This is a genomic window from Streptomyces sp. NPDC056883 (genome assembly GCF_042788835.1).
Lineage (GTDB): Bacteria > Actinomycetota > Actinomycetes > Streptomycetales > Streptomycetaceae > Streptomyces > Streptomyces stoeckheimensis.
Genome location: NZ_JBHUBS010000001.1, coordinates 648,631 through 672,788 on the forward strand (window position 1 = coordinate 648,631; position 24,158 = coordinate 672,788).

A 24,158-nucleotide genomic window follows, 5' to 3' on the forward strand; every position below is an offset into this window, starting at 1 on the left:
AACGGTGTGATCCCCCCGATGGCACGAGCGGTCCGGGTCCGCTGGATCCCCCTCCAGCGAAGTCCCGGATGCGGGCGCGCGCGGACGGTGGCGGGCGGGCGCGTGGAACTGCGCCGGCCGTCACCTTGTCCGCGATTGCCCTCGTCGTGTACAACCCCCCACTGAACACAGCCTGTTGCCTGCTCAGATCCCGTGTACAGGGACAAGGTATGCCCAAGGATGTTCATTGATTGTGGTTTTGAGGAAATGCCATTGACCCAAATTGCCGACGTTGCGTCAGGTGCGCTCGGCCAGGGTTCCGTCGGTCTCGTCGTGCAGGGCGCCCGTGCGCGGGCACTCCCATACGCCCGGCTCGCCGTCGCGTTCCAGCAGGCGGACCCCGGCCCGGCCCACCCAGCCGATGCGCCGGGCCGGCACGCCGGCCACGAGCGCGAAGTCCGGTACGTCCCGGGACACGACCGCACCGGCCGCGACCAGTGCCCACCGCCCGATCCGGACCCCCGCGACGCACACCGAACGGGCCCCCAGGGAGGCTCCCTCGGCCACGACGACCCCGGCCGCCTCCCAGTCGCCGCCGCGCTTCTGCCGGCCGTCGGGGTCGACGGCCCGCGGGTAGAAGTCGTTGGTGAGCACCGCGGCCGGGCCGATGAAGACCCCGTCGCCGAGTTCGGCGGGCTCGTATACGAGGGCGTAGTTCTGCAGTTTGACGTTGTCCCCGATCCGTACGCCCGGGCCGACGTACGCCCCGCGTCCCACGATGCAGTCGCGGCCGAGCGTGGCCTCTTCCCGCACCTGCGCCAGATCCCAGATCGTGGTCCCCTCGCCGAGTTCGGCCGTCTCGTCGACCTGGGAGGAGGGTTGAATTCGGACACTCACGGGGCGGTCCCCTTATGGCTCGCGAGGTGTTCGGACGTAGGTCGCACGGATGTACGTCACAGGGACGTGCGTCGCATCGAGGTACGTCGCTTTGAGGTACGGAGGGAGCATATGCGGCATCGGCTGCGCGCGTCCCGAAGATCAACCGACTGTTCACGGAGTGGACTTGGCCGCACCTCGGCCGCAGCGGCGCCCGCTGCCTTAAGGTCGCCCGATCGCTTCCTTAAGTGGAACCTAAGGTTCGCCATCGCCGCCCCGAATCGATCAAATGTCCGTTTCGGGGCGGCTAGCGTGCTGCCGCACCCCGAACTCCCCAGCAATTCAGAGGCAGGCACGCGATGGGCAGCACGACCGGTCACCGGCGCAGGACGGGCAAGAAGGCCAAGGCCGCAGGCGGTACGGCGGTGGCGGTGCTGATCGCAGCCGCCGCCTTCGCCTTCACGGGTACGGCCCAGGCCGCCTCGGTCGGCGCGGTGTACACGAAGTCGAGCTCCTGGAGCGGCGGTTACACCGGAACGTACGTGATCACCAACAACACGACCCGGGCACAGACCGGTTGGACCCTGGAGTTCGACCTGCCCGCCGGCACGACGATCGCCTCCCTCTGGAACGGCTCGCACACGGTCAGCGGCCGCCACGTCACCGTGAAGCCGGCGGCATGGAACAAGGAGCTGGCCCCGGGAGACTCCGTCACGATCGGCTTCGTCACGAGCGCGAGCGGAAACCCGGGCAACCCGACGGCCTGCCGGATCAACGGGGCCAAGTGCTCGGCGGACCAGGGCCCGACGCCCCCGCCGGGCGGCCGTCCCACCACCGCCCCCACGGGCGCCCCGACCGCCGCGCCGACGCCGGCGCCGACGGCCGGTACCAGCGCTCCCGCGACCCCCACCGGGCAGCCGACCAAGCCCGCCCCGCCCACCGCGACGGCCACCGCCACGACCCCGCCCCCGACCGGGAGCCCGGCCGGCGGCGCGCGCTTCGCGCCGTACGTGGACACCTCCCTGTACCCGGCCTACGACCTGGTCGACACGGCGGCCAAGACCGGAGTCAAGGAGTTCCACCTCGCCTTCATCACCTCCGGCGGCGCCTGCGCCCCGCTGTGGGGCGGGGTCACCGGGCTCGGGGACGACAAGGTCGCCGCGCAGATCGGCGCCCTGCGGGCCAAGGGCGGCGACGTGCGCGTCTCCTTCGGCGGAGCCGCCGGCCACGAACTGGCCCTGAACTGCGGCTCCGCGCAGGAACTCGCCGCCGCCTACGGCAAGGTCGTCGACCAGTACCGGCTGACCAAGGTCGACTTCGACATCGAGGGCGCGGCCCTGCCCGACACCGCCGCCAACACCCGCCGCGCGCAGGCCATCGCCCTGCTGCAGGCCTCCCACCCGGGACTCGACGTGGCCTTCACCCTGCCCGTGATGCCCGAGGGGCTCACCCAGCCGGGCGTGGCCCTGTTGGCGGACGCGAAGAAGGCCGGCGTGCGCATCCACGGCGTCAACATCATGGCCATGGACTACGGGCCCGCCTACAGCGGTGACATGGGCCGGTACGCGATCCAGGCCGCCACGGCCACGCAGGCCCAGATCAAGGGCGTCCTGGGCCTTACGGACGCGGCGGCCTGGAAGGCCGTCGCCGTCACGCCGATGATCGGCGTCAACGACGTCACGACCGAGGTCTTCACCGTCGCCGACGCCACCCAGCTCGTGGAATTCGCGAGCGAGAAGGGCATCGGCAGGCTGGCGATGTGGTCCGCGACCCGCGACCGGCAGTGCCCGGCCGGAGTCGTGAACTACGCGGACGCGACGTGCAGCTCGATCCTCCAGCAGCCCCTGGCCTTCACCAAGGCCTTCGGAGCCCTGCGCTAGGCCTGTCGTCACGGTCCGGCCTGCCTCGCGGCGTCCGGCACGGCACCTCGCCGCGCGGTGGCAAGCAGGGCCGAGCGCGCTCAACCGGGGCGCCGGGCCCTGCCGTCCGGACGCCGGAGGCCCGCGCGGAGGTACCCACGGCGGCGAACGCGGTGGCGAAGGCGGCCGCTATCGGGCCGGTCCACCACCAGCCGTCCGTCATCCGTGCCGGCGCAAGGCCCGCCGCGGTGAAGGCGCCCGTAGCCAGGAACGTGACGGCCAGACGCGGCAGGGCCTCGTCCCACGTACGACCGGCTCCGAAGGGGCCGGTTCGTCATGCGGGGGGAGTCAGCACGACCAGGCGCTGGGTTGCGCGGGTCATCGCGACGTAGCGGTCGACGGCGCCTTCGATGCCCTCGCCGAAGGTGTCCGGGTCGATGAGGACGACCAGGTCGAATTCGAGTCCCTTCGACAGGGCCGGCGTCAGCACGCGGACGCGGGAGCTCGCCGGGAAGGTGCCGTCGTCGATGCCGGAGGCGGCGATGACGCAGGCGACCCCGTCGGTGTGGGCGTCGAGCCAGTCGCCGAGGACCGCGGCCAGGTCCGCGGTGCTGCCGTGCGTGACGGGGATGCCGCTGCTGCGGACGGAGGTCGGTACGTTCGCATCGGGAAGTGCGGCGCGGATGGCCGGCTCCGCCTCGGCCATGACCTCTTCCGGGGTGCGGTAGTTGACGCTCAGGGAGGCCAGGGTGATCCGGTCGACCCCGGCCCGCTCGAGCCGCTCCCGCCACGACTCCGTGAACCCGTGCCGGGCCTGCGCGCGGTCCCCGACGATCGTGAAGCTCCGCGACGGGCAACGGGCCAGCAGCATCTGCCATTCGGCATCGGTCAGTTCCTGCGCCTCGTCCACGACGATGTGGGCGAACGGGCCTGCGAGCAGGTCGGGTTCGGCGCCGGGCAGTGCGTCCCCGTCGATCAGGGCGTCCTGCAGATCGTGTCCCCGCAGCATCCCCACCGCGCCCTGGCTCTCGTCGATCTCGGTGTCCTGGAGCAGCCGGTCGATGACCTCGGACCTGCGCGCACGCTCGGCGGCGACGGCTGCCTCGTGCCGGCGCTTGCGCACGGAGGCTTCGGCGTCGCCGAGCCGCTGCCGGGCCGCGTCCAGGATCGGCAGGTCCGACACCGTCCAGGCCTGGGCGTCGGCGCGCTGAAGGAGGGACACGTCGTCGGGCCCGAGCCACGGAGCGCACTTGCGCAGGTAGGCGGGCACCGACCAGAGGTCTCCGACGAGCTCGCCCGCGTCGAGCATCGGCCAGGCGCGGTTGAGGGTGGTGATGAACTCCCGGTCCTGGAGCAGCGAACGGCGGAGCAGCTGGGGCGGGACGTCGCTGTCGTCCTGGTCCATCAGGATCGTGAGCAGCTCCTCCAGGATCTGGTCGCGCGCCTCGTTGTGCGGGGTGCCCGGTTCCACCGCCCCGAACGCGGCCGCCCAGTCGTCGGGGCCGAGCCAGAGGTCCGACCAGTGGCTGGAGACGGTCGTCCCCTCGGTGGGCGGCTCCTCGTAGATGCGCACCGCGGCCTCGACCGCCTTCACCAGGTCGGCGGAGGATTTGAGGAGGGCCACGCGCGGATCGGCCTCGACCACCGCTGTGGCCCCCTCGGTGACGAGGTCGCGCAGGGTGCAGGTCTGCACGCCCTCCTCGCCGAGGCTGGGCAGCACGTCCGAGACGTAGGCCAGGTAGGGCCGGCTCGGGCCGACGAACAGCACGCCGCCGCGGCGGTGACCCAGCCGGGGGTCGGAGTAGAGCAGGTGGGCGGTGCGGTGCAGGGCGACGACGGTCTTGCCCGTGCCCGGACCGCCGTCGACGACGAGGGCGCCCCGGGATCCGGCCCGGATGATGGCGTCCTGGTCGGTCTGGATGGTGGCGAGCACGTCGCGCATCCGGGCCGACCGGTTGCCGCCCAGGCTCGCGATGAACGCGGACTGGTCGTCGAGCGCGGCACGCCCTTCGAGCCCGTCCGCGGAGAACACCTCGTCCCAGTAGTCGCCGATCCGCCCGCGGGTCCAGCGGTACCTGCGACGGCTCGCCAGACCCATCGGGGAGGCGTGCGTCGCCGCGAAGAAGGGCTCGGCCGCGGGGGAGCGCCAGTCCAGCAGCAGCCGGTTGCCCGCACTGTCGGTGAGGCCGAGGCGGCCGATGTACACGGGCTCGGAGCCGTCGGCGGGGACGATGTGCCCCAGGCACAGGTCCAGCCCGAAGCGGCGCAGGGCGCGCAGCCGGCTGGTCAGCCGGTGGATCTCCGCATCGCGGTCCATCGCCTCCCGGCCGATGCCGCCGGGCGCCTTGCGCGTGATCTCCAGGCGGTCGGACAGTTCGGCGATCGTCTGCTCCAGGCAGTGCGAGACGGCCGCGAAATGCCGTTCGTCGCCGGCGATCAGCGCCGGGTCGGCCTTGGGGGAAAGGTGGTCGGGAAGTTCGAACGCACTGGTGGTGGTCGCCACCGCCTCGACGGAACCGTGTGATCCAAGAGCTGACATATCGGAACGCACTGAGTGAATCTCCCATTTTTCGGCAAGTTCTGGCCTAGGTCCGCGATTTTGCCCCAGGCCGGGGGCCTTGCCGCAAGCCCCCCAGTGCGCTATATGTTGTACATGGCAAGGAGTGCGTATTCCTCCTCGCCGCTCTCCACGCACTCCGCGCCCCCTCCTCCACCCGCCCGATGAGGCCTGGTGAGGACGGCTGGCTACAGTACGGCCATGACTTCCCAGGCCGTACCCCTTCACCTCGCGAAGCCGGCCCCGGCCCATGTGGTGGCCGTACTCGCCTTCGACGGCATGGCGCCCTTCGAACTGGGCGTGGTGGTGGAGGTGTTCGGCCTCGCCCGCCCCGAGCTGGGGGACCTGCCCTGGTACGAGCTGCGGGTCTGCTCGGCGGAACCCGGCCGGGACCTGCGCGTGGTGGGCGGGTTCACCCTCCGCGCCGAGCACGGGCTCGACGCCCTCGCCGCCGCGGACACCGTGATCATCCCCGGAGTCTCCCCGGCGGGCGGCACCATCGCGCCCTCGCTGGTCGACGCCCTGCTCAAGGCCCACGCCCGGGGTGCCCGCCTGGTCTCCATCTGCTCGGGCGCCTTCGCGCTCGCCGCGACCGGTCTCCTCGACGGCCGCCGGGCCACCACCCACTGGCGCTACGCCCGCACCCTCGCCGAGCGCCATCCCGCGGTCGAGGTCGACGCGGACGTCCTCTACGTAGACAACGGCGACGTCCTGACCAGCGCGGGCAGCGCCGCCGGCATCGACCTCTGCCTCTACCTGGTCCGCGCCGACCACGGCGCCGCCGTCGCCAACACCGTGGCCCGCCGCTTCGTCGTACCACCCCATCGCGAGGGCGGGCAGGCCCAGTTCATCGAGGCGGCCGTGGGGGAGATGGGGCCCGACGGCGCCGACGACGGGATCTCCCGGAGCATGGCCTGGGCCCTCCAGCGGCTGTACGGCCCGCTCTCGGTCCCGGCCCTGGCGCGCGCGGCGAACATGTCCGAGCGCTCCTTCCTCCGCCACTTCGCCCGCCGCAACGGTGTGAGCCCGATCCGCTGGGTGGTCTCCCAGCGGATCGCGGCGAGCCTGCCGTTGCTGGAGTCGGGCGAGGGCGCGGTGGACGAGATCGCCGCGGCGGTCGGCTTCGACTCCACCGCGACGTACCGCCACCACTTCACCCGGCAGATGCGGACGACACCGACGGCCTACCGGAAGGCGTTCGTCAGGGTCACCGCACCCCTGGCGGGATCTTGACGAGTGGCGGCGTTTACGCCACTCGTCGCGGGGGTGGCAGGGACAGAGGATGGAGTCATCGCCGCAAGGGAGCCCACCCGCAAGGGAGTCCACCCGGCCGGCGAGCCCCCCGCCCTCCGCCCCGTACAAGGAGTTCCCCGATGTCCGTGACCGCCTCTGCCATCGTCACCGCCCCGACCACCCTGACCGCCCCGTCCACCGTGACCGCCGAGCCCACCAGCGCCGTCCTCTCCGTCCCCGCCGCGGCCCCGGGCGTCGCGGCGGCCCACTACGCCGCGCGCCTCGCCTTCGAGGCGGACGTCTCGGACGTACGGGCCGACCTGCTCTCCGGTGTCCCCGGTCTGGTGGTCGTCGACTCCCGCAGCGAGGCCGCCTGGGACCAGGGCCACATCCCGGGCGCGCTGCACCTTCCGACCGCGCGGATCGCGGAGCTGGCGCCGACGCTGATCGACCCGGCGCTGACGGTGGTCACCTACTGCTGGGGCCCCGGCTGCAACGGCGCCACGCGCGCTGCGCTGGCCTTCGCCCGCCTGGGCTACCAGGTGAAGGAGATGCTCGGCGGGTTCGAGTACTGGGTCCGCGAGGGCTTCGCCTTCGAGACCGCCCAGGGCACCGACCAGCGCGCCATCGACGACCTGACCGCCCCGCGCTCGGGCATCTCCTGCGCCTGCTGAGGAGACGGTGGCGCCGCTGTTCCGCGAGGAGGACGCGAGGCGCACCGTAGGCCGTCCAGCTCACACCCGGATCGTCAGCTGCCTTCAGGCGATCTAGATTTCGGCGAGTATGCGGGCATTCGCCCGCCTCGACCGGAAGGGCTGCCCGCATGGCTCGCCGTTGGATCACATCCTCTCTGTGCGCACTCGCACTCCTCGCACCCGGGTCGATCGGCGCGGCCTCGGCCGCCGAAGCCGAAGGCGGCCGCACTTCCTTGCGGGTCATGACCCGCAACCTCTACCTCGGTGCCGACCTCGGACCCGTTCTCGCCGCCACCAGCCCGCAGGGGCTCGTCGCCGCGGTGACCGCGGTATGGGCCAACGTCCAGGCGACGAACTTCCCCGAGCGGGCCGAAGCGCTGGCCGACGAGATCGCCGACGGCGATCCCCATCTCGTCGGCGTCCAGGAAGCCGTGCTGTGGCGCAGCCAGACGCCTGCCGGGCCGGGCAGCGCCACCCACGTCGAGTACGACTTCCTGCAGATCCTCCTCGACGAGCTCGCCGCCCGGGGCAAGCACTACGCGGCCGTGGCGAGCGTCACCGTCGGCAGCGACTTCGAGGCCCCGCGCTCCACGCCCGGCGGTCTGCAGGACATCCGCCTCACCGACCGCGACGTACTCCTGGCCCGCACCGACCTGCCCGCACACAAGTTCTCCGTGGCCAACCCGCAGTCCGCCCTGTTCCAGAGCCACCTGCCCATCTGCCGCCCCGTGCTGGGCTGCCCGCCCAATGCCCCGCTGCGCATCGAACGCGGCTGGGTCGCAGCGGACGCCACGCTGGGCGGCCGCACCGCCCGCGTGGTGACCACCCATCTCGAGCCCGCCGCCCCCGCCGTCCAGGAAGCGCAGGCCGACGAACTGCTCGCCGGTCCGCTGAACACCACGCTCCCCACCGTGCTGCTGGGCGACCTCAACTCGGCCGCCGGCGGAGTCGGTGCGACACCGGGCACCAACACGCAGAGCCACAACCGCCTGCTCGCCGCCGGATTCACCGACGCCTGGACCGCCACCCGCCCCCGCGACCCCGGCTTCACCTGCTGCCAGGCCCCCGACCTGCGCAACGCCACCTCCACGCTCACCCAGCGCATCGACTACGTGCTCTTCCGCGGCAAGGTCAAGGCCCTGACGGCCCACCGGGTGGGCCACGCCCGGGCCGACCGCACCCCGTCAGGTCTGTGGCCCTCCGACCACGCCGGTGTTCGAAGCGTGCTCCGGCTGCGGTGAGACCCGGCGGTCCCGCGCCCTCAGACCGCCAGCGCCGTGGTGATCACCAGCGGGGGCGCGGCCCGCTCCGCCGCCCAGGTGCGGCCGGCGGAGAGGTCCGGGTCGACGAGACCGGGGAGGCCGAGGGCCTCGTCCACCGTCGGGCGGTGCTGGACGAGGTCTGCGAAGCCGGCCCGCTCCAGGAGGGCCGGGTAGAAGTCCACGGGCCAGGCGTGGTTGGGCATCGTCTGCCAGCTGCCGTCCGTGCGCCGGAGCCGTACGGGCAGTTCGTCGCCCGGGCCGTACGCGCCGCCCGGGTCACCGATGCTCAGGGAGGCGTACTCCCTCCCGCTGCACCCGGGATCGGTGGCCAGCAGGACGAACGGGCCGCCGGGCCGCAGGATCCGGCGGATCTCCCGGAACACCGCGAGCACCGCTTCCTCGGTGGGCAGCGAGGCCAGGACGTGGTTGCACATCACGGCGTCGGCGCTGCCGTCGGCCAGGCAGGCCGTCCGCCCGTCCGTGACCAGGTGGTACTCGGCGACCGCCGTCCCCGAGCCGCGGGCCAGCGCGAGCATCTCGGGGGAGGTGTCCACACCCAGCACCTTCGCTCCGAGCCGGCGGGCCGCGCGGTCGGCGACCTTGCCCGGCCCGCACCCGTAGTCCACCAGGACGGAGCCGCTGCCGACCCACCGGGCCAGGCTCCGGAAGACGAAGGGATACCCGAGCAGCCAGTCCGTGGCCGCCTCCACGGCGGCGAAGGCCTGCGCGCCCTCCGGCCCGGACCAGGCGACGGGCTCCTGCCCGCCGCCGTGGTCCGTGCCGCCCGTTCCGGCTCGTGCGTCTCGTCCGCTTCCCTCTGGCCAGTCGCTCACGGTTCCACTATCGGGCCGTGGAGCCTTGGCCCGCATCCCGTTCCGCCGCCTCGGCGATCCGTTTGACGGCCGCGAGCCGCCGGTCCCAGTCGGCGGCGAGGGTGGCCATCCACCTGGCCGTCGCGTCCAGGGCCGCGGGACGCACGGTGTACCGGACCTCGCGTCCGACCCGGCTGCCCGAGACCAGCCCGGCGGCGTCCAGGACGGAGAGGTGCTTGACCACCGCCTGCCGGGAGACGGGCAGCCCCTCGGCAAGGGTGGTCGCGGTGACCTCGCCGCGGGCGGCGAGCAGGCCGAGCAGCTTGCGCCGGGTCGGGTCGGCCAGTGCGGCGAGGACGTGGTCGACGGCCTCGTCGGCGCCGGGGGGTTCCTCGCTCACGCGGCCGGTTGTTCGGCGCGCTTCTTGAAGGCGTCGAGCACCTGCGGCCAGCCGCCGGTGTTGTCCTTCAGCGCCTTGTCGCGCAGCTCCTCGGACCCGGCCAGGGCCGCGAACCCGCTCTCCACGACGCGGAGCCGCGTCTTGTCGCCCTCGCGGCTCAGCGTGAACTCCACCAGGGTGCTGTTGTCCTCGCGCAGCTCCTGCCCGGGGAAGGCGCTGGCCCACCGGTACGCCAGGTAGGTCGGAGGGTCGACCTTCTCCACCCGTACCGGGAACTCGCCGTACTCGCTGTTCTTCGCCACGATCGACTCCCCTTCCCGGGCCACCGTGCCGGCCAGGCTCCCCTCGTCCGCCACCCAGAAGCCGGGCTCGGCCACCAGGGACCAGACCCGGTCCAGGGAGGCCTCGATCAGGGTGTCGCGTTCGATCCGGTCCGCGTTCATCAGGGACTCCTTCGTCGCAAGCCATCGAATGATTCGGTGCAACTCCAGGGTTGCACGTCGCTTCATATCCCGCAACCGTGGGGTTGCGCGAGGACGGGCCGTGCGGGTTCCTCTAGGCTCGGATGCATGGTGCAGAGCCGGGCGGAGAACGTGGACGCATACCTCGCCGAGGTCCCCGAGGAGCGCAGGCAGGCGCTGACCCGGCTGCGTGAGCTGTGCCGTACCGAACTGCGCGGATTCACCGAAGCGATGGCGTACGGGATGCCCGTGTACGAACGGGGAGGCGTCGGGGAGATCGCCTTCGCGAGCCAGAAGCAGTACGTCTCCTTCTATCTGATGCACGACGAGGTCCGCGAGGCCTTCGCGGAGCGGCTCGCGGACCACGACATGGGCAAGGCCTGCCTGCGCTTCCGCAAGCCGGAGAAGATCGACTTCGCACTCCTGAGGGACCTGCTGCGGGCCACGGCCGCCGCTCCCGGGAATGCCGGCTGACCGCTGCGGCCCGTGCCGTCGGGGCGACGGCGAATTCCGAGCGCACCATGAGCCGCCGCAAGGAGGCCTACGTCGGCCAGCGGCTGCCGGAACCGCTGCTCACCACGCCGGACGTGGCAGACCGCCCAACGGTCCCGCAAGCACGTCCCACGTCGACACCGAGACCACGCCCGCCCTGCGGTGAGCCCCGGGTGGCACGTGCCCGGCGGGGGAGGGGCTGGCAGCATGGCGCCCATGCCCTCCCCTTCCATGGAACACGAGCCCGCACCCGCAGGACCGGTCCGCCATCAGGACCACGGCACGTGGCTGGTCCGGTTCACCGGCCGGGTGCTCGTGGTCTGTCCGCGGTGCGGCGGCCGAGCGCTCGCCTTTCCGCGGCCCGGCCTCCCGGAGCCGAAGTACTTCAGCGCCCTGCTCTTCCAGCCCCGCCGACTCGCCTGCGCAGCCTGCGGGGCCCTCGCCGACTGGTCGGCACGGGAGCGCGGCACCGCCCTGGTCGGGGTCTCGGTCGGCGGCACCGAGGACCCCTTCTTCCGGCGTCCGCTCTGGCTGCAGACCCGGTGTGCGGGACGGATCCTGTGGGCCTACGACGAGGAGCACGTCGAAGCCCTCGCCGCCTACGTGGGCGCCCGGCTGCGCGAGCGGCACACCTCCCCGACACTGTCGATGTTCGCCCGGCTGCCGGCCTGGATGAAGTCGGCGGCGCGCCGTGACGAGGTACTGGCCGGGCTGGAGACCTTGCGGACCCTCGCCGGGCTCTCGGCCCCGGCCGACCGCTCCGACGCGGCCCACGAGCGGGGCGACCGCCCGCGCCACCAGGGCAGCGTGCTGTTCCGCGGCGGTCCCTACTAGGACCGGTGGGCGGGCCGGTGGGCGGGCCGCGGGGGCGCGCACCGGCCGAATGCGGTGTGCCGGGGGGACCCGTACGTGTGGCGCTGGGAGGGGATGCCGGGGTGAGGGGCCACTCTGCGGGTACCTCGCATCCGAAACCCCATCGCAGGAGGACACCATGCTCGGTACCGACTACCGCACCGGCTCGCCCAACTGGATCGACCTCGGAAGCCCCGACATCCCCCGGGCCGCCGCCTTCTACCGGGCCGTCTTCGGCTGGGAGTTCCACCTGCTCGGGCCCGAGACCGGCGGGTACGGGTTCTTCCAGGTGGACGGGAAGAACGTCGCCGCGGTCGGGCAGCTCGACCCGGGGGCGGCCTCCGCGTGGACCGTGTACTTCCGGACCGACGACGCGGAGGCCACCACCCGTGGTGTGCGCGACGGCGGGGGCGCCGTACGCGTCGAGCCGATGGACGTCATGGGGGAGGGTCGGCTCGCGCAGTACACCGACCAGCAGGGCGCCGACTTCGCCGTCTGGCAGCCGGGCCGGACCCCGGGTCTGGAGCTGACCTCCGCCGACAACGCGCTCTGCTGGGTCGAACTGCACGTACCGGACCCGACGGCGGCGCTGGGCTTCTACGGGGCCCTCTTCGGGATGCGCTCACAGCCGATGGAGGCGCCCGGCATGACCTACCAGGTGCTCAGCACCGCCGACGGGGACCAGGAGGACCGCTCCTTCGGAGGGGTGGCCCCGCTGATGGAGGGGGAGCAGGACGCCCGCTGGGTGCCGTACTTCGCGGTCGCGGACGTGGACGCCGTGGTGAGCACCGCGCGCACCGGCGGCGGCACGGTGCTGATGCCGGGCGCGGACGTGCCCGACGTCGGGCGGATCGCCTGGCTGGCGGACCCGAGCGGGGCGGTCTTCGCCCTGCTCAAGGCCGCGCCGCGGGGCGAGTGACCCGAAGGACCGGCCGGACCGGCCGGACCAGTGGGACCAGCGGGATGATCAGCCGGTGAAGGCTTCGACGAGCGTCCAGACGGCCAGCGCGGCCATGCACAGGGCGCCGAAGCGCTGAACGGTCTTGAGGGGGACCCGCTTGGCGATGAACCGGCCCACGATCAGGGCCAGGGCGGACACCGACATGAGTGCTGCCGCCGAGCCGATGGCGGTGGGCAGCCAGCCGTTGGTGGCGGCGAGGTTGGCGGTCGTGATCTGCGTCAGGTCGCCCCATTCGCCGATGAAGACGGCCATGAACGCCGTGGTGAAGACGGGCCAGAAGCCGGTGACGGCCTTGGCCGCGGAGTCCGCCTCGTCGTCGTCGGCGCCGGAGCGCATCATGACGATGGCGCCGAAGGCGAACAGGGCGGCGGAGGTGAGCTTGACGGCCATGTTCGGCAGCATGCCGATCAGGCTTCCGGCGCCCACCGCGATGGCCACGTGGACGATGAACGCGGTGGAGGTGCCGAACCACACGTACAGCGGCCGCATCCGGGTGCCCATGGCCAGCGAGGCGAACATGGTCTTGTCGGGGAGCTCGGCGAGGAAGATCAGACCGAAGGCGGTGAAGATCGCCACGGGGTCGAGAGCCATTCCGGGTGCTGCTTTCTGCTGGAGCCGGGCTCTGATGGCTCGGATCGGCACCCAGCGGGGAGGCGACGGGAAGAACCACTCGGCCCGGCACGACGAAGCGTCCCACACGGTGATGTGGGACGGGTCATGCCTTGGCCGAAGGTCTCGTCCGCCCCGCGCGTGAAGCGCGGTGGCCCGGTGGCCGGGACCCGTAGCGGCGTCCAGTATGTCGACCAGCGGTTTTCGGGACTACTCCCCTTCGCTGCCCACCACTCTAACAGCGACGCGGAGTGCCCCGGCAGGGCCGGAAGTCCCGGGGCGGCTAGCCGAAGCGCACCGGGAGGTACTTGACCCCGTTGATGAAGTCCGAGCGCAGGCGGCGTACCTCCCCCGCGAGGGACACCTCCGGATGCCTCCGCAGGAGCTCCCGGAGCAGGGCCTTGATCTGGGTGCGGGCGAGCCCGGCCCCCAGGCAGAAGTGGGGGCCGCCGCCCCCGAAGGTGAGGTGTTCGTTCGGGGTGCGCCGGATGTCGAAGGCGAAGGGGTCGGCGAAGACCTCCTCGTCGCGGTTGGCGGAGGTGTAGTAGGTGACCACCTTCTGCCCCTCGGCGACGGGCTGCCCGCGCAGGACGGTGTCACGGGTGGCGGTGCGCCGGAAGTTGTGGATCGAGCCGCCCCAGCGCAGGAACTCCTCCGTCGCCGTGGTCCACAGGGCCTCGTCCTCGGGGGCCGCGGCCAGTTCGGCGCGCGCCGAAGGGTGGTCGATCAGGGCGATCAGGGCGCCGGAGAGGAGATTGCGGGTGGTCTCGTTGCCGGCGACGCAGAGCAGGACGAAGAACATGTTGATCTCGTCCGGCGACAGCCGGTCCCCGTCGACCTCGGCGTGCACCAGCGTCGAGAGGATGTCCTCCCGGGGGCGGGCCCGCCGCTCCTCGGCCAGCGCGTCGCAATAGGCGTAGATCTCGGCGGCCGCCAGATCGCTGTCGTGCTTGCCCGCCGAGAGCTCGGGGTCCTGGGAGCCGGCCATCCGGTTGCTCCAGTCGAAGATCAGCCGCTCGTCCCCCTCGGGCACGCCGACCATCTCGCAGATCGTCTGGATCGGCAGCCATGCGGCGACCTCCGCGACGAAGTCCATGTCCCGGCCCGGGGTGACCGCGCGCTCCACCAGGGTCACCGCCCGCTCCTGGATCCGGGCCGCGAGCCTGCGGACGACCCGGGGCGTGAAACCCGCGCTGACCAGCGAGCGGTACCGGGAGTGGCGCGGGGCGTCCATGCCCAGCAGGACCAGGCGCAGGGTCTCCAGGGACTCGGGGTTCTGGTCGCGGATCATGAACGAGCCGAGTTCGGTGGACCACAGCTCGGGATCGCGGCTGACGGCCTTGACGTCGGCGTGGCGGGTGACGGCGTAGAAGCCGGCGTGCCGGCCCGGCACCTCGTGCCAGTGGACCGGGTCCTCGCGGCGCAGCCGGGTGAACTGGGCGTGCGGGACCTCGCGGGCCCAGGTGTCCTCAAGGAGGTCTATCTCGCCGGTGGGCAGCACGGAGCGGTTCCCTTCGTCGGACGGATCGGAGTCGTGGCGGACGGTGTGGCGGGCGGTGTGGCCGGAGGTCAGTCGTACGGATCGGGTGCGTGCCGGAGCCGGAGGGGGTGGCCGTACGGGGGCCGTACGTCAGCCGTCCCTGCCGAGTCCCAGGACGGTGCCGAGGGCCTCGACGACGAGCCCGTCGGGGACGGCACGCGGTTCGAGGCGGTGCTGCATGGAGAGTCCGAGGAGGATGCCGAGCACGAGGGCGCCGGTCTCCTGGGGCGTACGGGTCAGGGGGGTGCCGGTGGCCTCGGCCCAGTCGGCCAGCCCTTCGCCGAGCCGGGCGCGGATCTCGGTGTAGCGCTGGGCGAGCCGGTCGCCGATGAGGGGGCCGCGGGCGGCGTGCAGCCACAGCTCCGTCTCCAGGAGCAGCCAGGAGTCGCCGTGCTCGGGGTGCGGGCGGGTGAGGCTGCCCCACATCGCGGAGAAGTGCACGCCCGGGTCGGCCGGGTCCCCGGCCGCGATCTCGGCGGCCAGCTCCTCGCTCGTGCGCTCCTTCCAGACCTCCAGGAGCGCCAGCAGCAGGCCCTCCTTGCCGCCGAAGTGGCTGTACAGCGCGCCCGTGGTGCGTCCGGCCGCCTCGGCGACGGCTTCGGCGGAGACGGCGTGGAACCCCTTGCGGGCGAAGAGGTCGGCCGCCGCGTCGATGAGGCGGGCACGGCTCTCGGACTTGCGCTGCGCCTGCGGGGTGCGCTGCGCCTGCGGGGTGCGGCGCCGGGGCTGTTCTCGCGTGCGGGACGGCTCCACCGGGCCTCCGGGGTGCTGGTCGTAGGGGATGGCGACGCGCGCCGGGGGCCCGCGTCGGGTACCGGGCCGAGCCGCGTCGGAAGCCGGGTCCCATCGGGGGCCGACCTGTATCGGGTGCCTACTTATATCGGGCTGCCGATATAAGTTGCGCCCTCCCTGACGAAGTGTCAAGCGGTACCGCAGGACCGCACGGGCGCCCGGTGGGACGCTGAAAGGGTGCGTGCCGCCCTGAGTGAGCTCCGTACCGGCACCGGCCCCGTGCCGGCGGCCGCACGACGGGCCGTCCGGGTCACCCTCGCCGCCGGCCTCGGCTTCTACGCCTTCCTGTACGGACTGGACCGGCCCGTCGAGGCCACGTACGCGCTCTTCGCCGCCGTCGCGCTGGCCGGTCTCTCCCGCATCCCGGGCAGCGGACGCCTGCGGGCCCTCGTCGTCGCCCGCGTGCTCCCCGCCGCCTGCGCCCTGGTGGTACTGGGTACCTTGCTTGCGGTGCGGACCTGGGCCGCCGTGGCGGGCATGCTGGTCATCGGCTTCTGCGTGGCCTTCTCCTCGGCGGCGGGACCCCGTCTCGCGGGCGCCGCGCCCGGGCTCCAACTGCTGTACATCCTGCCCAGCTTCCCGCCGTACGCCCCCGACACCCTCGGCCAGCGGCTGACCGGCACCGTCGTCGGGGTCCTGCTGCTGATCCTCGCCGAAGCCACCGTGCTGCCCGACCCTGCCGTCCCGGGCTACCGGGACCTGGCCGCCGCAGCCGCGGCCGAGGCGGCCAGGTGCGCCGCCGTGCTGGAGCGGCCGCCCCACACCCTCTCCGCGGCGCAGACCGCCCGCGCCGCGGAGCGGGAGCAGGCCCTGAGGTCCTCCCGGGTCGGGGAGGCGCAGCGGCCCGCGGGGCCCGGCGTACGGGAACGCGCGCTGGCCCACACCGGGCTGGCGGCCCGCACCCTGCTGGCCCGCGTCCGGTCCCTGCCCCCGCCGGAACCCGGACCGGCCACCGGGACGGCCGGGCCGGAGCTCGTGGCGGCCGTGCGCGAGTCGGCCGCCGGGACGGCCGCGCTGCTCGGAACGGGGAGCCCGCCCCCGACGGACTCGACGCGGCTGCGGGACCTGCAGGTCTCCCTCGCCCGGACCCCCGTGACGGGCCCCGGGCCCGGGTTCCGCAACGCCGCCCTGGTGGAGCTGGCGGAGGCCGCGCTCGTGCTGCGCGGCGCCGCCGGGATAGCCGTACGGGGGCGTGCGGGGGCCGCGGACGCGGCGGGGCCGGGGGTGGGACCGGCCGCCGGGCCGTCCGACCGGTTCTGGTACGCCGAGGAGGGGCCGGTGCGGCTCTGGTGGTACCGGCTGGCCGGGAACACCGGGCCCCGGTCCGTGCACTTCCAGAACGCCGTCCGGCTCGGCGTGGCCCTCGCCGTCGCCCGGGCCGTCGCCGGACTGGACTCCCTGCCGCACGGATTCTGGGCGATGCTCGCCGTCATCAGCCTGACCCGCACCAACGCCGTGCAGACCCGGGCCACCGTCCGGCTCGCCCTGATCGGCACCCTGGTGGGCGCGGTCGCCGCAGGCGGGGTCCTCGCGCTGGCCGGGGAAGCGAGCACGGTGTACGCGATCGTGCTGCCGCCGCTGATGCTGATCGCGTTCTGCGTCGGGCCCGTGCGCGGCGTCGGCTGGGCGCAGGCCATGTTCACCCTGGTGGTGGCCATGGCCTTCGCCCAGCTCGCCCCCGTGACGTGGCAGTTGGCCGAGGTCCGGTTCCTGGACGTACTGGTCGGCAGCGCGATCGGGATGGTGTGCGGACTGCTGGCCTGGCCGCGCGGTGCCCACGACGAGCTGGGGCGCGCCGTGGCCGAGCTGCTGCACGCCGCGGCCGACGACGTCCAGGCGGCCACGGCCGCCTTCGGCCGGGCCCGCGAGGCGGAGCCCGACCAGCGGGTGCGGCGCGCGCTGGCCCTGGCGGAGAGCGCGTACGCCCAGTACCAGACGGAACGGCAGCGTCCGGCCGCCGCCGCGGGCGAGGACTGGCAGGCGGCGATGATGACCGGCCACCACGTCCTCTGGGGCGGCCGCAGACCCCTTGGCACCCCGCCCGGCCCGCGCGAGGGGGCGATGGTCCGGGAGTACGGGGCCTGGGTGGCGGCCGGGCTGCACCGCGCGGCGGCGGCCGCGGACCCCGGACGCGCCGCGGGGCCCCCGGACCCCGGTCCCCCCGGTCCCGCCCCCCGCCGGGCGGGACCCGAGGCTGCGCCGCCGGTGTTCTACACCGCGATGGCCTGGCTGGACTCGCTGACCGCCGACGTGGCGCTGTTCGACCGGGGGGCCGGTGCCGGGCCCTCCGGTGGGGCCTGAGCGCGCGGCGGTGCGCCCGGAGCGGGGCTCTGCCATCGTGGGAGGAGGGGTACCGGCTCCGCCGGCGGGGCGCGTGGTGAGGAGCGGACATGTCCGGACTGTTCGAGGCGAGCGTCGAGATCGACCGGCCCGTAGCCGAGGTGTTCGCGTATCTCGCGGACGGGCGCAACGACCCGGAGTTCAGCCCGCGCGTCCAGCGGATCACCCGGAGCCCGGAGGCCCCGACCGCCGTCGGGACGGTCTTCCGCAGCACGGTGAAGGACGCCGGGATGAAGACCGCCCGGGAGTTCCGGATCACCGAACTGGACGCGCCGGGGCGGATCCGCTGGACGGAGCTGAGCCACAATCTGGTGACCGCCGAAGGCGGCTACGACCTGGCCGAACTCCCCGGAGGCCGGACGCGGTTGCGCGTCTTCAACACCCTGACCGGGCACGGCTTCGGCCGCCTCCTGGTGGGCCTCGCCCTGAGCGCGGCGCGCAAGGACGCCCCCGACTTCGGCCGCCGGATCAAGGCGGCGGCGGAGGCGTCCCCACGGCCGGACTGAGGCCCGGGCCGGGTGGCCGGGGTCACCGGATCACCGGGTCACCGGGTCATCAGCTCACCGGATCAGAAGCGCCCGGGCCCGGACGGAATCGGCAGCGGCTTCACCGGCGCCACCTGCCTCTCCCCGCCGGGTGCCGGCGTACGGCAGGCGATGTCCTCGGCGGGCAGCCGCCCGGTGGTCAGGTACGCGGTGACCGGGGCCGCGGCGCAGGAGGAAGGATCGGCCAGGTACACCCCGTGGCCCTCGGCGCCCAGGGCCGTCACCATCCGCGAGCCCTTCAGCGCGCGGTGCAGGCCCTGGCCGCTGGCCAGCGGGGTCTGCGAGTCCCACTCGTTCTGCACGGTCAGCACTCCGGCCCGCGCCTTCATCGGGGTCTGCGCCTCGAGCGGCCGCGGCCAGAAGGCGCAGGGCTTGATGTTGGAGGCGAAGTCCCCGTAGAGCGGGTACGCGGCCTTGTCCCGGACCGCGTCGCGACGGTACTGCCCGGGATCGCGCGGCCAGGAGTCCGTGTCCCCGCAGATCACGCTCCAGAGGACGGCGACGGCGTTGTCGGAGGCCGGCTCGGCCGGGGCCGGCCCGGACTCGCCGGCGAGCGCCCGCTTCATGCTGAAGTCGGGCCCGGAGGCGCCGGGAGTCACTGCGGGCTTTCCGTCGGCCGCGTCCTTCAGCGCCACCACCAGCGGGGTGACCTGCGCGGGATAGAAGAACAGCGCGCGGGCGCCCCGGATGTCGTCGCCGTTGATCTTCTCCCCCTGGAAGTCGATCGGATCCCGGTCGGCGCGCGCCACCAGGTCCCAGAAGGTCTTCGACACGGCCGAGGGGCTCTCGCCCAGGTGGTACTCGCCCGAGCGTTCCGCCGCCCACCGCGTCCACCGGGCGAAGGCCGGCTCGGCCTCCGTGGCCCAGCTCCGGAACATGTTCCGCCAGACCAGGTCCGGGTCGACGCCGCTGTCGAGCACGAAGCGGTCGGTCCGGCCGGGGAACATCTGCGTGTACACCGCGCCGAGGTACGTCCCGTAGGAGTAGCCCAGGTACGAGAGCTTCCGCTCGCCCAGGACGGCACGGATCGTGTCCATGTCGCGGGCGGTGTTGCGGGTCGTGATGTACGGGAGGACCGAGCCGGCCTTCTCCCGGCACTTCTCGGCGATGTTCCGCGCCCAGGCCACGTCGGAGGGGAAGGATCCGGGCCGGTACGGCCGGTCGATGCCCTGCTCGGCTTCGGTCAGCCCGCAGCTGATGGGACTGCTGGCGCCGACCCCGCGCGGATCGAAGCCGATGAGGTCGTACTGAGCGGCCACCTCCGGGGGAGCCACCTCGCCGAGGGCCAGCGGCAGATCCAGCCCGCTGCCGCCCGGCCCGCCCGGATTCATCAGGAGGACCCCGTGCCGTTTCGCGGGGTTCGTGCTCTTCACCCGGGATATCGCCAGGTCGAGGGTCCGTCCCGACGGCCGCCGGTAGTCGAGCGGCACCTTGATGGTGGCGCACTCGTACGCGGCCGGCTGATCGGCGGAGCACCGGTGCCAGGCGGGCTTCTGCCGCAGGTACGCGGCGTCGGCCGGGACACCGCCGGTCCGATCGTCGTCCGCCTGGACGCTGTCGGCCCGGACGCCGTCGGCGGGCAGGGCGGAGGCCTGGGCGGCCGCGAGCACCGGCACGGTACTCGCGAGGAGTCCGGCGGCGGCCAGTAAGGATGCCAGTCGTTTTTTGCGCACGGGGCGTTCCCTTCGGGTGGGCGGTGGTTCGCACCCCACCCTGGGTCACCCCGCGGGCCGGGCGAATCCACCTGAGGGGCGGGGCCCTCTACTCCTCGCGAATGACTGGAAATCCGGACAACTGGCCGACGCGCCGGGGTTTTTGTCCGCACATCGGATTCCGCGGCGCGGGCCTCGGGGCGGCCGGGCGCGCGGCACCGTAGCAGTCTTTCGGGGGGCCGCCCGGATGTTTGTCCAGTCCGGATGGGCCTTCGGCGGAGGGGCCGGAGCCGGCGCTAGCGTCCCTTGGCACCCGGGGACCCGCGGGAGCGGCGCGCTCCGTGCGGCGGCACCCGGGCGTCCCGGGACCCAAGGAGGCACAGTGCTGTCAATCCGTCGGACGAACCTCGGCGGCATGTCGGTCGCTTCGCGGCACGTCATGGGCACGGGCATCGTCATCGGAGCCCTCGCCCTCACGCTGATCGCGCTGCTGATACCGGTGCGGAGCTTCGGCGGCCGAACCGCCGCGGCGGCCCCGGCCCCCTCGCCCGCCGACGCCGGCTCGCCCGCCCCGGGCTCCGCCTCCGCCGATGACGACGGCGCCGGAGTGATGAACACGGCCTTCGGGCCGCTGACCCCGCAGGACCGCGAGTTCGTGCGCAAGGTCCGCCTCGCCGGCCTGTGGGAACTGCCCGCGGGCAAGCAGGCCCAGGAACGGGGCACCCGCAAGTCGGTGAGGACGGCCGGCGAGCACCTCGTGGAAGGGCACACCGAACTGGACCGGAGGGTCCTGGAAGTGGGCGAGGCGCTCGGCGTCGAACTGCCGGACCGGCCGTCCGGCCAGCAGCAGGCCTGGCTCGACCAGCTCGACCGGGCCCAAGGGGCCTCCTACGAGCGGCTCTTCGTACAACTGCTGCGGCGGGCGCACGGCAAGGTGTTCACGCTCGTCGCCCAAGTGCGGGCGCAAACCCGCAACTCCGTGGTCCGCGAGCTGGCCACGGACGCCAACACCACGGTCCTGGACCACATCGCGGTCCTGGAAGCCAGCGGCCTGGTCGATTTCGAAGGCCTGGCGGACAGCCCTCCCGCGGCCGCCCCTCCCACGGCCGCCCGACCGGCGGAGCCCTCTCCCTCCGCCACCCGACCGAGGAAGTGAAGTGATCACATGCGCGACAACGACTCCCCGCACAGCCCGGCGCGCCAGGACGGGGCAGGGCACAAACGCAGGAGGCGACCCCTGTACAAGGCACTCGCCGCCGCGTCCGCACTGATCCTGGGCGGCGGCGCGGTCGTGATCGCGGGCCAGGTGGCCTCCGCGGGCCAGGACCCGGCGCGCCCGGCGCCGGTGACGGCCACCATCGACTGCCCCGACGTGGGAGAGCGGCTGCGGGAGGTTCCCGATCAGGCGCGCGGCGAAGTGGACCGGGAACTCGCCGGTCTCGACACCCAGATCGCCGAGGCCTACCAGCGGCTCGCCACCGGCCGGGCGCCGGCGGACACGCTGCTCGGGGAGCTGAAGGACCGGCGCGACGCGTCGATCAACCGGGTCTCCGAGGCGATCGGACGCACCACGGCCCGCCCGGACGGGCTGGCGGAGCTGAGCGCCTGCGCGATGCGCGAGGCACCGGCCGCCGAGGAGGAGGCCGCCCGGGGCGCCACGGCCGGCGTCGCCTCGAAGGGGGGCCCGGCCCGCTCCGACTTCGTCCGCATCGGCTCGGTGAAGCCGAACGTACGGCGCCCGGCCCCCAAGTCCGGTGCATCCAAGGGCTCCTTCGCCGTGGAATGCGGCCGCAACGAAGAGCGCCACCTCAACCCCGACAACGTGATCGTCGCCCCCGGGGTGAGCAACGGCGCCCACCACATGCACGACTACGTCGGCAACAGGACCACGGACGCCTTCTCCACCAACAACAGCCTCGCCGCCTCCGGGACCACCTGCACGAACGGCGACCTGTCCACCTACTACTGGCCGGTCCTGAGGCTGCGCGACGGCAAGGCGGAGCAGGACGCGGGAGCCCCGGGCGGCGGCCAGGACGCCAACGTGGGCACGATCCTGCGGCCGAAGCAGGTGACCATCGAGTTCAAGGGGAGCCCCGTCTCCCGCGTCACCGCCATGCCCCGCTTCCTGCGGATCATCACGGGCGACGCGAAGGCCTTCACCAACGGCCCGGCCAACGCCAACGCCTCGTGGAGCTGCACCGGCTTCGAGAACCGGCAGCTGAAGGACAAGTACCCGATCTGCCCCAAGGGGACGGACGTGGTCCGGACGTTCTCCTTCCAGAGCTGCTGGGACGGCAAGAACACCGACAGCGCCAACCACCGCACCCACGTGGCCTTCGCCGGCCGCGACGGCTCCTGCCCGGCGGGCTTCAAGGCCGTGCCGCAACTGGTCCAGCGGATCGTCTACGCGACGCCCCCCGGAGCACGCTTCGCGGTGGACAGCTTCCCCGAGCAGCTCCACAAGCCGGTGACCGACCACGGCGACTTCATCAACGTCATGCCGGACGAGCTGATGGCCCGGGCGGTGCGGTGCGTCAACGGCGGACGCAGCTGCCGCTGACCGGATGCAGAGAGGCGGTGCCGGCCCGGAGCACGCTCCGGGTCGGCACCGCCATGTGTCCGCTCTTTAGAGGCCGTTGACGCGGGCGATGCGGCCGTCGCCCGGAGACGGGCGGAAATCGGCGCTCACCACACGCGCCCGGCGGCCGCCCCGGACCGGCCGCAGCCGGACTTGAGCCATCAACCGACGGCTGCGCAGGGCCAGTTCCAGTTCGAAGCGGGTGCGCGGGTCCCGCAGGCCGGGCCCGAAGAGCTTCTCCAGCTGGCGCATCCGGTAGCGGACCGTCTGTGGGTGCACGCTCAGCGCCTTGGCCGCCTCGGGTGCTCCGCCGCCCTCCAGCCAGGCCAGCAGGGTCACTTCGAGCCGTTCGCTCTGGCGCGGGGTGAGGTCCGCCAGCGGCCGCAGCCAGCGTGCGGCGAGGGCATGGGCCAGCGGCTCGTCCTGGAGCAGCAGCAGCGTCGAGAGGTGGTCGTCCACGAACACCGTCCGGGCGTCCGGGCCGGACCGGGCCTGAGGCGGGACCAGCGCGAGGAGGCGTACCGCCCAGCGCAGGGAAGAAGGGGTGTCGCCGGGAGCCACCGGGTGGCCGACCACGGCGAGACGGCCGCGCAGCGCGCCCTCCAGGGCGGTACGGGCCTCCGGGTCGGCGGTGGGCACGAGCAGGCAGGGCTGGCCCGCGACCATCCCGCCGAGACAGTCGTCGAGGAGCGCCGCGAGCTGCTGGGTCTCGCCCGGCGAGGCCAGGGCGACCGCCCGTACGGCGACCGGGAGGGGCCAACCGGCCGGGCCGGCCAGCTCGGCGAGGGCCGGTTCGCGGTGCGGGGCGTCACCCGTGAGCAGGGTGAACAGCTCGCGCCGGGCGTGCTCGCGCACCGAGCCGAACCGTTGTAAGGGCACGGCTTGCAGGGGCGGCGACTCCCCGCCCCGGAAGGCCGTGTGCGGGTGTGCGTGGGGGTGCGTGTGTGCGTGCGGGTGGGGCCGGGCGTGCTCGGCTTCGAAGTCGGCTGCCGCGGTGGTGGGTCCGGGGCCGGACCGGGGCGACGCGTGCCGGTCCGCAGGTTCCTGCGCGTGGGCTGTGTCGTCAGCGTCGGTCCTGTCGGTCCCGTCGGCCCCGCCGGTCCCCGTGCATCCGGCGCCGCCGGCGCCCTCGCGGTAGCCGAGGACGGTCAGCAGGGCCCCTTCCACCTTCCGTCTGACCACCTCCTCGCCGATGTCCTCGACGAGTTCCGAGAATCCGGGCACGGTCTCCCGTAGTTCCTCCACCATCCCCGCCGCCACCGTGGGCAGTTCCTTGCGCAGGACCCGGGTCCACTCGCCCCGGGGTCGGGACCAGATGCGGTTCAGAAGTTCGCACATTGTTACCTCGTTCAAGCCGGGGTATGGCCTGCCCCGTGGGACGGTGGCAAGCCCGCAGTCCCGCGGCATCGGCTCGATCGCCGTCGGGGAGGTGCGGCGGCGGATCAGGCGTCAACCCCGTCGCAACCGCACCACTGGAAGGGAATCTTCCGGGGATGTTCGATGCGATGGCTGTGCGAGGGCCAGAAATTATCACGTTTCGATAAATCCTGTGGAGGGCTTGCATACCTCCACGATGCTTCTGCACTCCGGCCCCCGCTCCCGGCCGGCCCGGTGGGCCAGGCGCCCATCTCCCGCCCGCCGAGGAGCGGTTACGACGTCGACC

At 73.2% G+C, this 24,158-nt stretch carries 21 protein-coding genes; 11 read left to right on the plus strand and 10 right to left on the minus strand.

All coding sequences use genetic code 11. The features are described from left to right. Positions 1-276: 276 nt before the first annotated feature. A complete protein-coding gene (locus ACFRU2_RS03040; RefSeq protein WP_382966929.1) occupies positions 277-876 on the minus strand; it encodes an acyltransferase in 600 nt (199 codons plus the stop codon). 338 nt (positions 877-1,214) lie between these two features. Between ACFRU2_RS03040 and ACFRU2_RS03045 the strand changes: the two genes are divergently transcribed. Then, positions 1,215-2,735 carry a cellulose binding domain-containing protein gene (locus ACFRU2_RS03045; RefSeq protein ID WP_382966930.1) on the plus strand — a complete coding sequence of 507 codons (1,521 nt, stop codon included), beginning with the start codon at positions 1,215-1,217 and terminating at the stop codon, positions 2,733-2,735. Between the two features lie 313 nt (positions 2,736-3,048). Here the strand turns inward: ACFRU2_RS03045 and helR are convergent, their stop codons facing one another. Further along, positions 3,049-5,217: an RNA polymerase recycling motor ATPase HelR gene (gene helR, locus ACFRU2_RS03050; RefSeq protein ID WP_382966932.1), complete on the minus strand. Its 2,169-nt coding sequence runs from the start codon at positions 5,215-5,217 to the stop codon at positions 3,049-3,051. Positions 5,218-5,472: 255 nt separating this feature from the next. Here helR and ACFRU2_RS03055 point away from each other — a divergent pair, with 255 nt between their 5' ends. The 3 genes from ACFRU2_RS03055 (at position 5,473) to ACFRU2_RS03065 (ending at position 8,440) form a co-directional block, all read left to right on the plus strand. Then, entirely contained in the window at positions 5,473-6,504 is a 1,032-nt protein-coding gene (locus ACFRU2_RS03055; protein WP_382966934.1) for a helix-turn-helix domain-containing protein, read from the plus strand. Positions 6,505-6,644: 140 nt separating this feature from the next. After that, the gene (locus tag ACFRU2_RS03060) at positions 6,645-7,178 is read left to right on the plus strand and encodes a rhodanese-like domain-containing protein (RefSeq protein WP_382966936.1); all 534 of its coding nucleotides are present in this window, start codon (positions 6,645-6,647) and stop codon (positions 7,176-7,178) included. A 263-nt stretch (positions 7,179-7,441) separates the two neighbouring features. Continuing rightward, complete coding sequence (locus ACFRU2_RS03065) at positions 7,442-8,440, plus strand: endonuclease/exonuclease/phosphatase family protein (RefSeq protein ID WP_382966938.1); 999 nt, start codon at positions 7,442-7,444, stop codon at positions 8,438-8,440. Positions 8,441-8,460: 20 nt separating this feature from the next. Here ACFRU2_RS03065 and ACFRU2_RS03070 read toward each other — a convergent pair whose 3' ends face one another. Genes ACFRU2_RS03070 through ACFRU2_RS03080 form a run of 3 tightly spaced genes read right to left on the minus strand, consistent with a single transcriptional unit; the run spans position 8,461 to position 10,116 of the window. Then, positions 8,461-9,294, minus strand: coding sequence for a class I SAM-dependent methyltransferase (locus ACFRU2_RS03070; protein ID WP_382966940.1), 834 nt, complete (start codon positions 9,292-9,294; stop codon positions 8,461-8,463). A gap of 7 nt (positions 9,295-9,301) precedes the next feature. After that, a complete protein-coding gene (locus ACFRU2_RS03075) occupies positions 9,302-9,673 on the minus strand; it encodes an ArsR/SmtB family transcription factor (protein WP_382966942.1) in 372 nt (123 codons plus the stop codon). Further along, positions 9,670-10,116 carry an SRPBCC domain-containing protein gene (locus ACFRU2_RS03080; RefSeq protein ID WP_382966944.1) on the minus strand — a complete coding sequence of 149 codons (447 nt, stop codon included), beginning with the start codon at positions 10,114-10,116 and terminating at the stop codon, positions 9,670-9,672. The genes ACFRU2_RS03075 and ACFRU2_RS03080 overlap by 4 nt, the downstream gene beginning before the upstream one ends. A 126-nt stretch (positions 10,117-10,242) precedes the next feature. Here ACFRU2_RS03080 and ACFRU2_RS03085 point away from each other — a divergent pair, with 126 nt between their 5' ends. From ACFRU2_RS03085 to ACFRU2_RS03095, 3 genes are all read left to right on the plus strand, one after another. Next, on the plus strand, positions 10,243-10,608 hold the full coding sequence (locus ACFRU2_RS03085; RefSeq protein WP_382966946.1) for an iron chaperone: 366 nt from the start codon (positions 10,243-10,245) through the stop codon (positions 10,606-10,608). Between the two features lie 234 nt (positions 10,609-10,842). Beyond that, positions 10,843-11,460, plus strand: a complete 618-nt coding sequence (locus ACFRU2_RS03090) for a hypothetical protein (protein WP_382966948.1) — start codon at positions 10,843-10,845, stop codon at positions 11,458-11,460. A gap of 157 nt (positions 11,461-11,617) precedes the next feature. Next, on the plus strand, positions 11,618-12,397 hold the full coding sequence (locus ACFRU2_RS03095) for a VOC family protein (protein WP_382966950.1): 780 nt from the start codon (positions 11,618-11,620) through the stop codon (positions 12,395-12,397). A gap of 48 nt (positions 12,398-12,445) precedes the next feature. Here the strand turns inward: ACFRU2_RS03095 and ACFRU2_RS03100 are convergent, their stop codons facing one another. The 3 genes from ACFRU2_RS03100 to ACFRU2_RS03110 form a co-directional block, all read right to left on the minus strand. Beyond that, entirely contained in the window at positions 12,446-13,030 is a 585-nt protein-coding gene (locus tag ACFRU2_RS03100) for a TMEM165/GDT1 family protein (protein WP_382966952.1), read from the minus strand. A gap of 301 nt (positions 13,031-13,331) precedes the next feature. Further along, positions 13,332-14,549 (minus strand): cytochrome P450, encoded by a 1,218-nt coding sequence (locus ACFRU2_RS03105; RefSeq protein WP_382966954.1) that lies wholly within the window; start codon positions 14,547-14,549, stop codon positions 13,332-13,334. A gap of 129 nt (positions 14,550-14,678) precedes the next feature. Next, positions 14,679-15,341 (minus strand): TetR/AcrR family transcriptional regulator, encoded by a 663-nt coding sequence (locus ACFRU2_RS03110; RefSeq protein WP_382966956.1) that lies wholly within the window; start codon positions 15,339-15,341, stop codon positions 14,679-14,681. A 216-nt stretch (positions 15,342-15,557) separates the two neighbouring features. Here ACFRU2_RS03110 and ACFRU2_RS03115 point away from each other — a divergent pair, with 216 nt between their 5' ends. Further along, entirely contained in the window at positions 15,558-17,681 is a 2,124-nt protein-coding gene (locus tag ACFRU2_RS03115) for an FUSC family protein (RefSeq protein ID WP_382966958.1), read from the plus strand. Positions 17,682-17,770: 89 nt separating this feature from the next. After that, entirely contained in the window at positions 17,771-18,226 is a 456-nt protein-coding gene (locus ACFRU2_RS03120; RefSeq protein WP_382966960.1) for an SRPBCC family protein, read from the plus strand. 62 nt (positions 18,227-18,288) lie between these two features. On the opposite strand, the gene ACFRU2_RS03125 is transcribed toward ACFRU2_RS03120, so the two are convergent. Further along, on the minus strand, positions 18,289-19,938 hold the full coding sequence (locus ACFRU2_RS03125; protein ID WP_382966961.1) for an alpha/beta hydrolase: 1,650 nt from the start codon (positions 19,936-19,938) through the stop codon (positions 18,289-18,291). Positions 19,939-20,299: 361 nt separating this feature from the next. Between ACFRU2_RS03125 and ACFRU2_RS03130 the strand changes: the two genes are divergently transcribed. Both ACFRU2_RS03130 and ACFRU2_RS03135 read left to right on the plus strand, forming a co-directional pair. Next, positions 20,300-21,073, plus strand: coding sequence for a DUF4142 domain-containing protein (locus tag ACFRU2_RS03130; protein ID WP_382966963.1), 774 nt, complete (start codon positions 20,300-20,302; stop codon positions 21,071-21,073). A gap of 9 nt (positions 21,074-21,082) precedes the next feature. After that, entirely contained in the window at positions 21,083-22,477 is a 1,395-nt protein-coding gene (locus tag ACFRU2_RS03135; RefSeq protein WP_382966965.1) for a DUF1996 domain-containing protein, read from the plus strand. 66 nt (positions 22,478-22,543) lie between these two features. Here the strand turns inward: ACFRU2_RS03135 and ACFRU2_RS03140 are convergent, their stop codons facing one another. Beyond that, complete coding sequence (locus tag ACFRU2_RS03140) at positions 22,544-23,833, minus strand: PucR family transcriptional regulator (RefSeq protein WP_382966967.1); 1,290 nt, start codon at positions 23,831-23,833, stop codon at positions 22,544-22,546. Positions 23,834-24,158 lie beyond the last annotated feature (325 nt).

What these genes read in the sequence shown, in the direction of transcription:
- ACFRU2_RS03135 (WP_382966965.1), top strand. Translation starts at nt 21,083, where the DNA reads ATGCGCGACAACGACTCCCCGCACAGCCCGGCGCGCCAGGACGGGGCA.
- ACFRU2_RS03095 (WP_382966950.1), top strand. Translation starts at nt 11,618, where the DNA reads ATGCTCGGTACCGACTACCGCACCGGCTCGCCCAACTGGATCGACCTC.
- ACFRU2_RS03090 (WP_382966948.1), top strand. Translation starts at nt 10,843, where the DNA reads ATGCCCTCCCCTTCCATGGAACACGAGCCCGCACCCGCAGGACCGGTC.
- ACFRU2_RS03080 (WP_382966944.1), bottom strand. Translation starts at nt 10,116, where the DNA reads ATGAACGCGGACCGGATCGAACGCGACACCCTGATCGAGGCCTCCCTG.
- ACFRU2_RS03060 (WP_382966936.1), top strand. Translation starts at nt 6,645, where the DNA reads ATGTCCGTGACCGCCTCTGCCATCGTCACCGCCCCGACCACCCTGACC.
- ACFRU2_RS03065 (WP_382966938.1), top strand. Translation starts at nt 7,442, where the DNA reads ATGACCCGCAACCTCTACCTCGGTGCCGACCTCGGACCCGTTCTCGCC.
- ACFRU2_RS03140 (WP_382966967.1), bottom strand. Translation starts at nt 23,833, where the DNA reads ATGTGCGAACTTCTGAACCGCATCTGGTCCCGACCCCGGGGCGAGTGG.
- ACFRU2_RS03045 (WP_382966930.1), top strand. Translation starts at nt 1,215, where the DNA reads ATGGGCAGCACGACCGGTCACCGGCGCAGGACGGGCAAGAAGGCCAAG.
- ACFRU2_RS03120 (WP_382966960.1), top strand. Translation starts at nt 17,771, where the DNA reads ATGTCCGGACTGTTCGAGGCGAGCGTCGAGATCGACCGGCCCGTAGCC.
- ACFRU2_RS03085 (WP_382966946.1), top strand. Translation starts at nt 10,243, where the DNA reads ATGGTGCAGAGCCGGGCGGAGAACGTGGACGCATACCTCGCCGAGGTC.
- ACFRU2_RS03100 (WP_382966952.1), bottom strand. Translation starts at nt 13,030, where the DNA reads ATGGCTCTCGACCCCGTGGCGATCTTCACCGCCTTCGGTCTGATCTTC.
- ACFRU2_RS03055 (WP_382966934.1), top strand. Translation starts at nt 5,473, where the DNA reads ATGACTTCCCAGGCCGTACCCCTTCACCTCGCGAAGCCGGCCCCGGCC.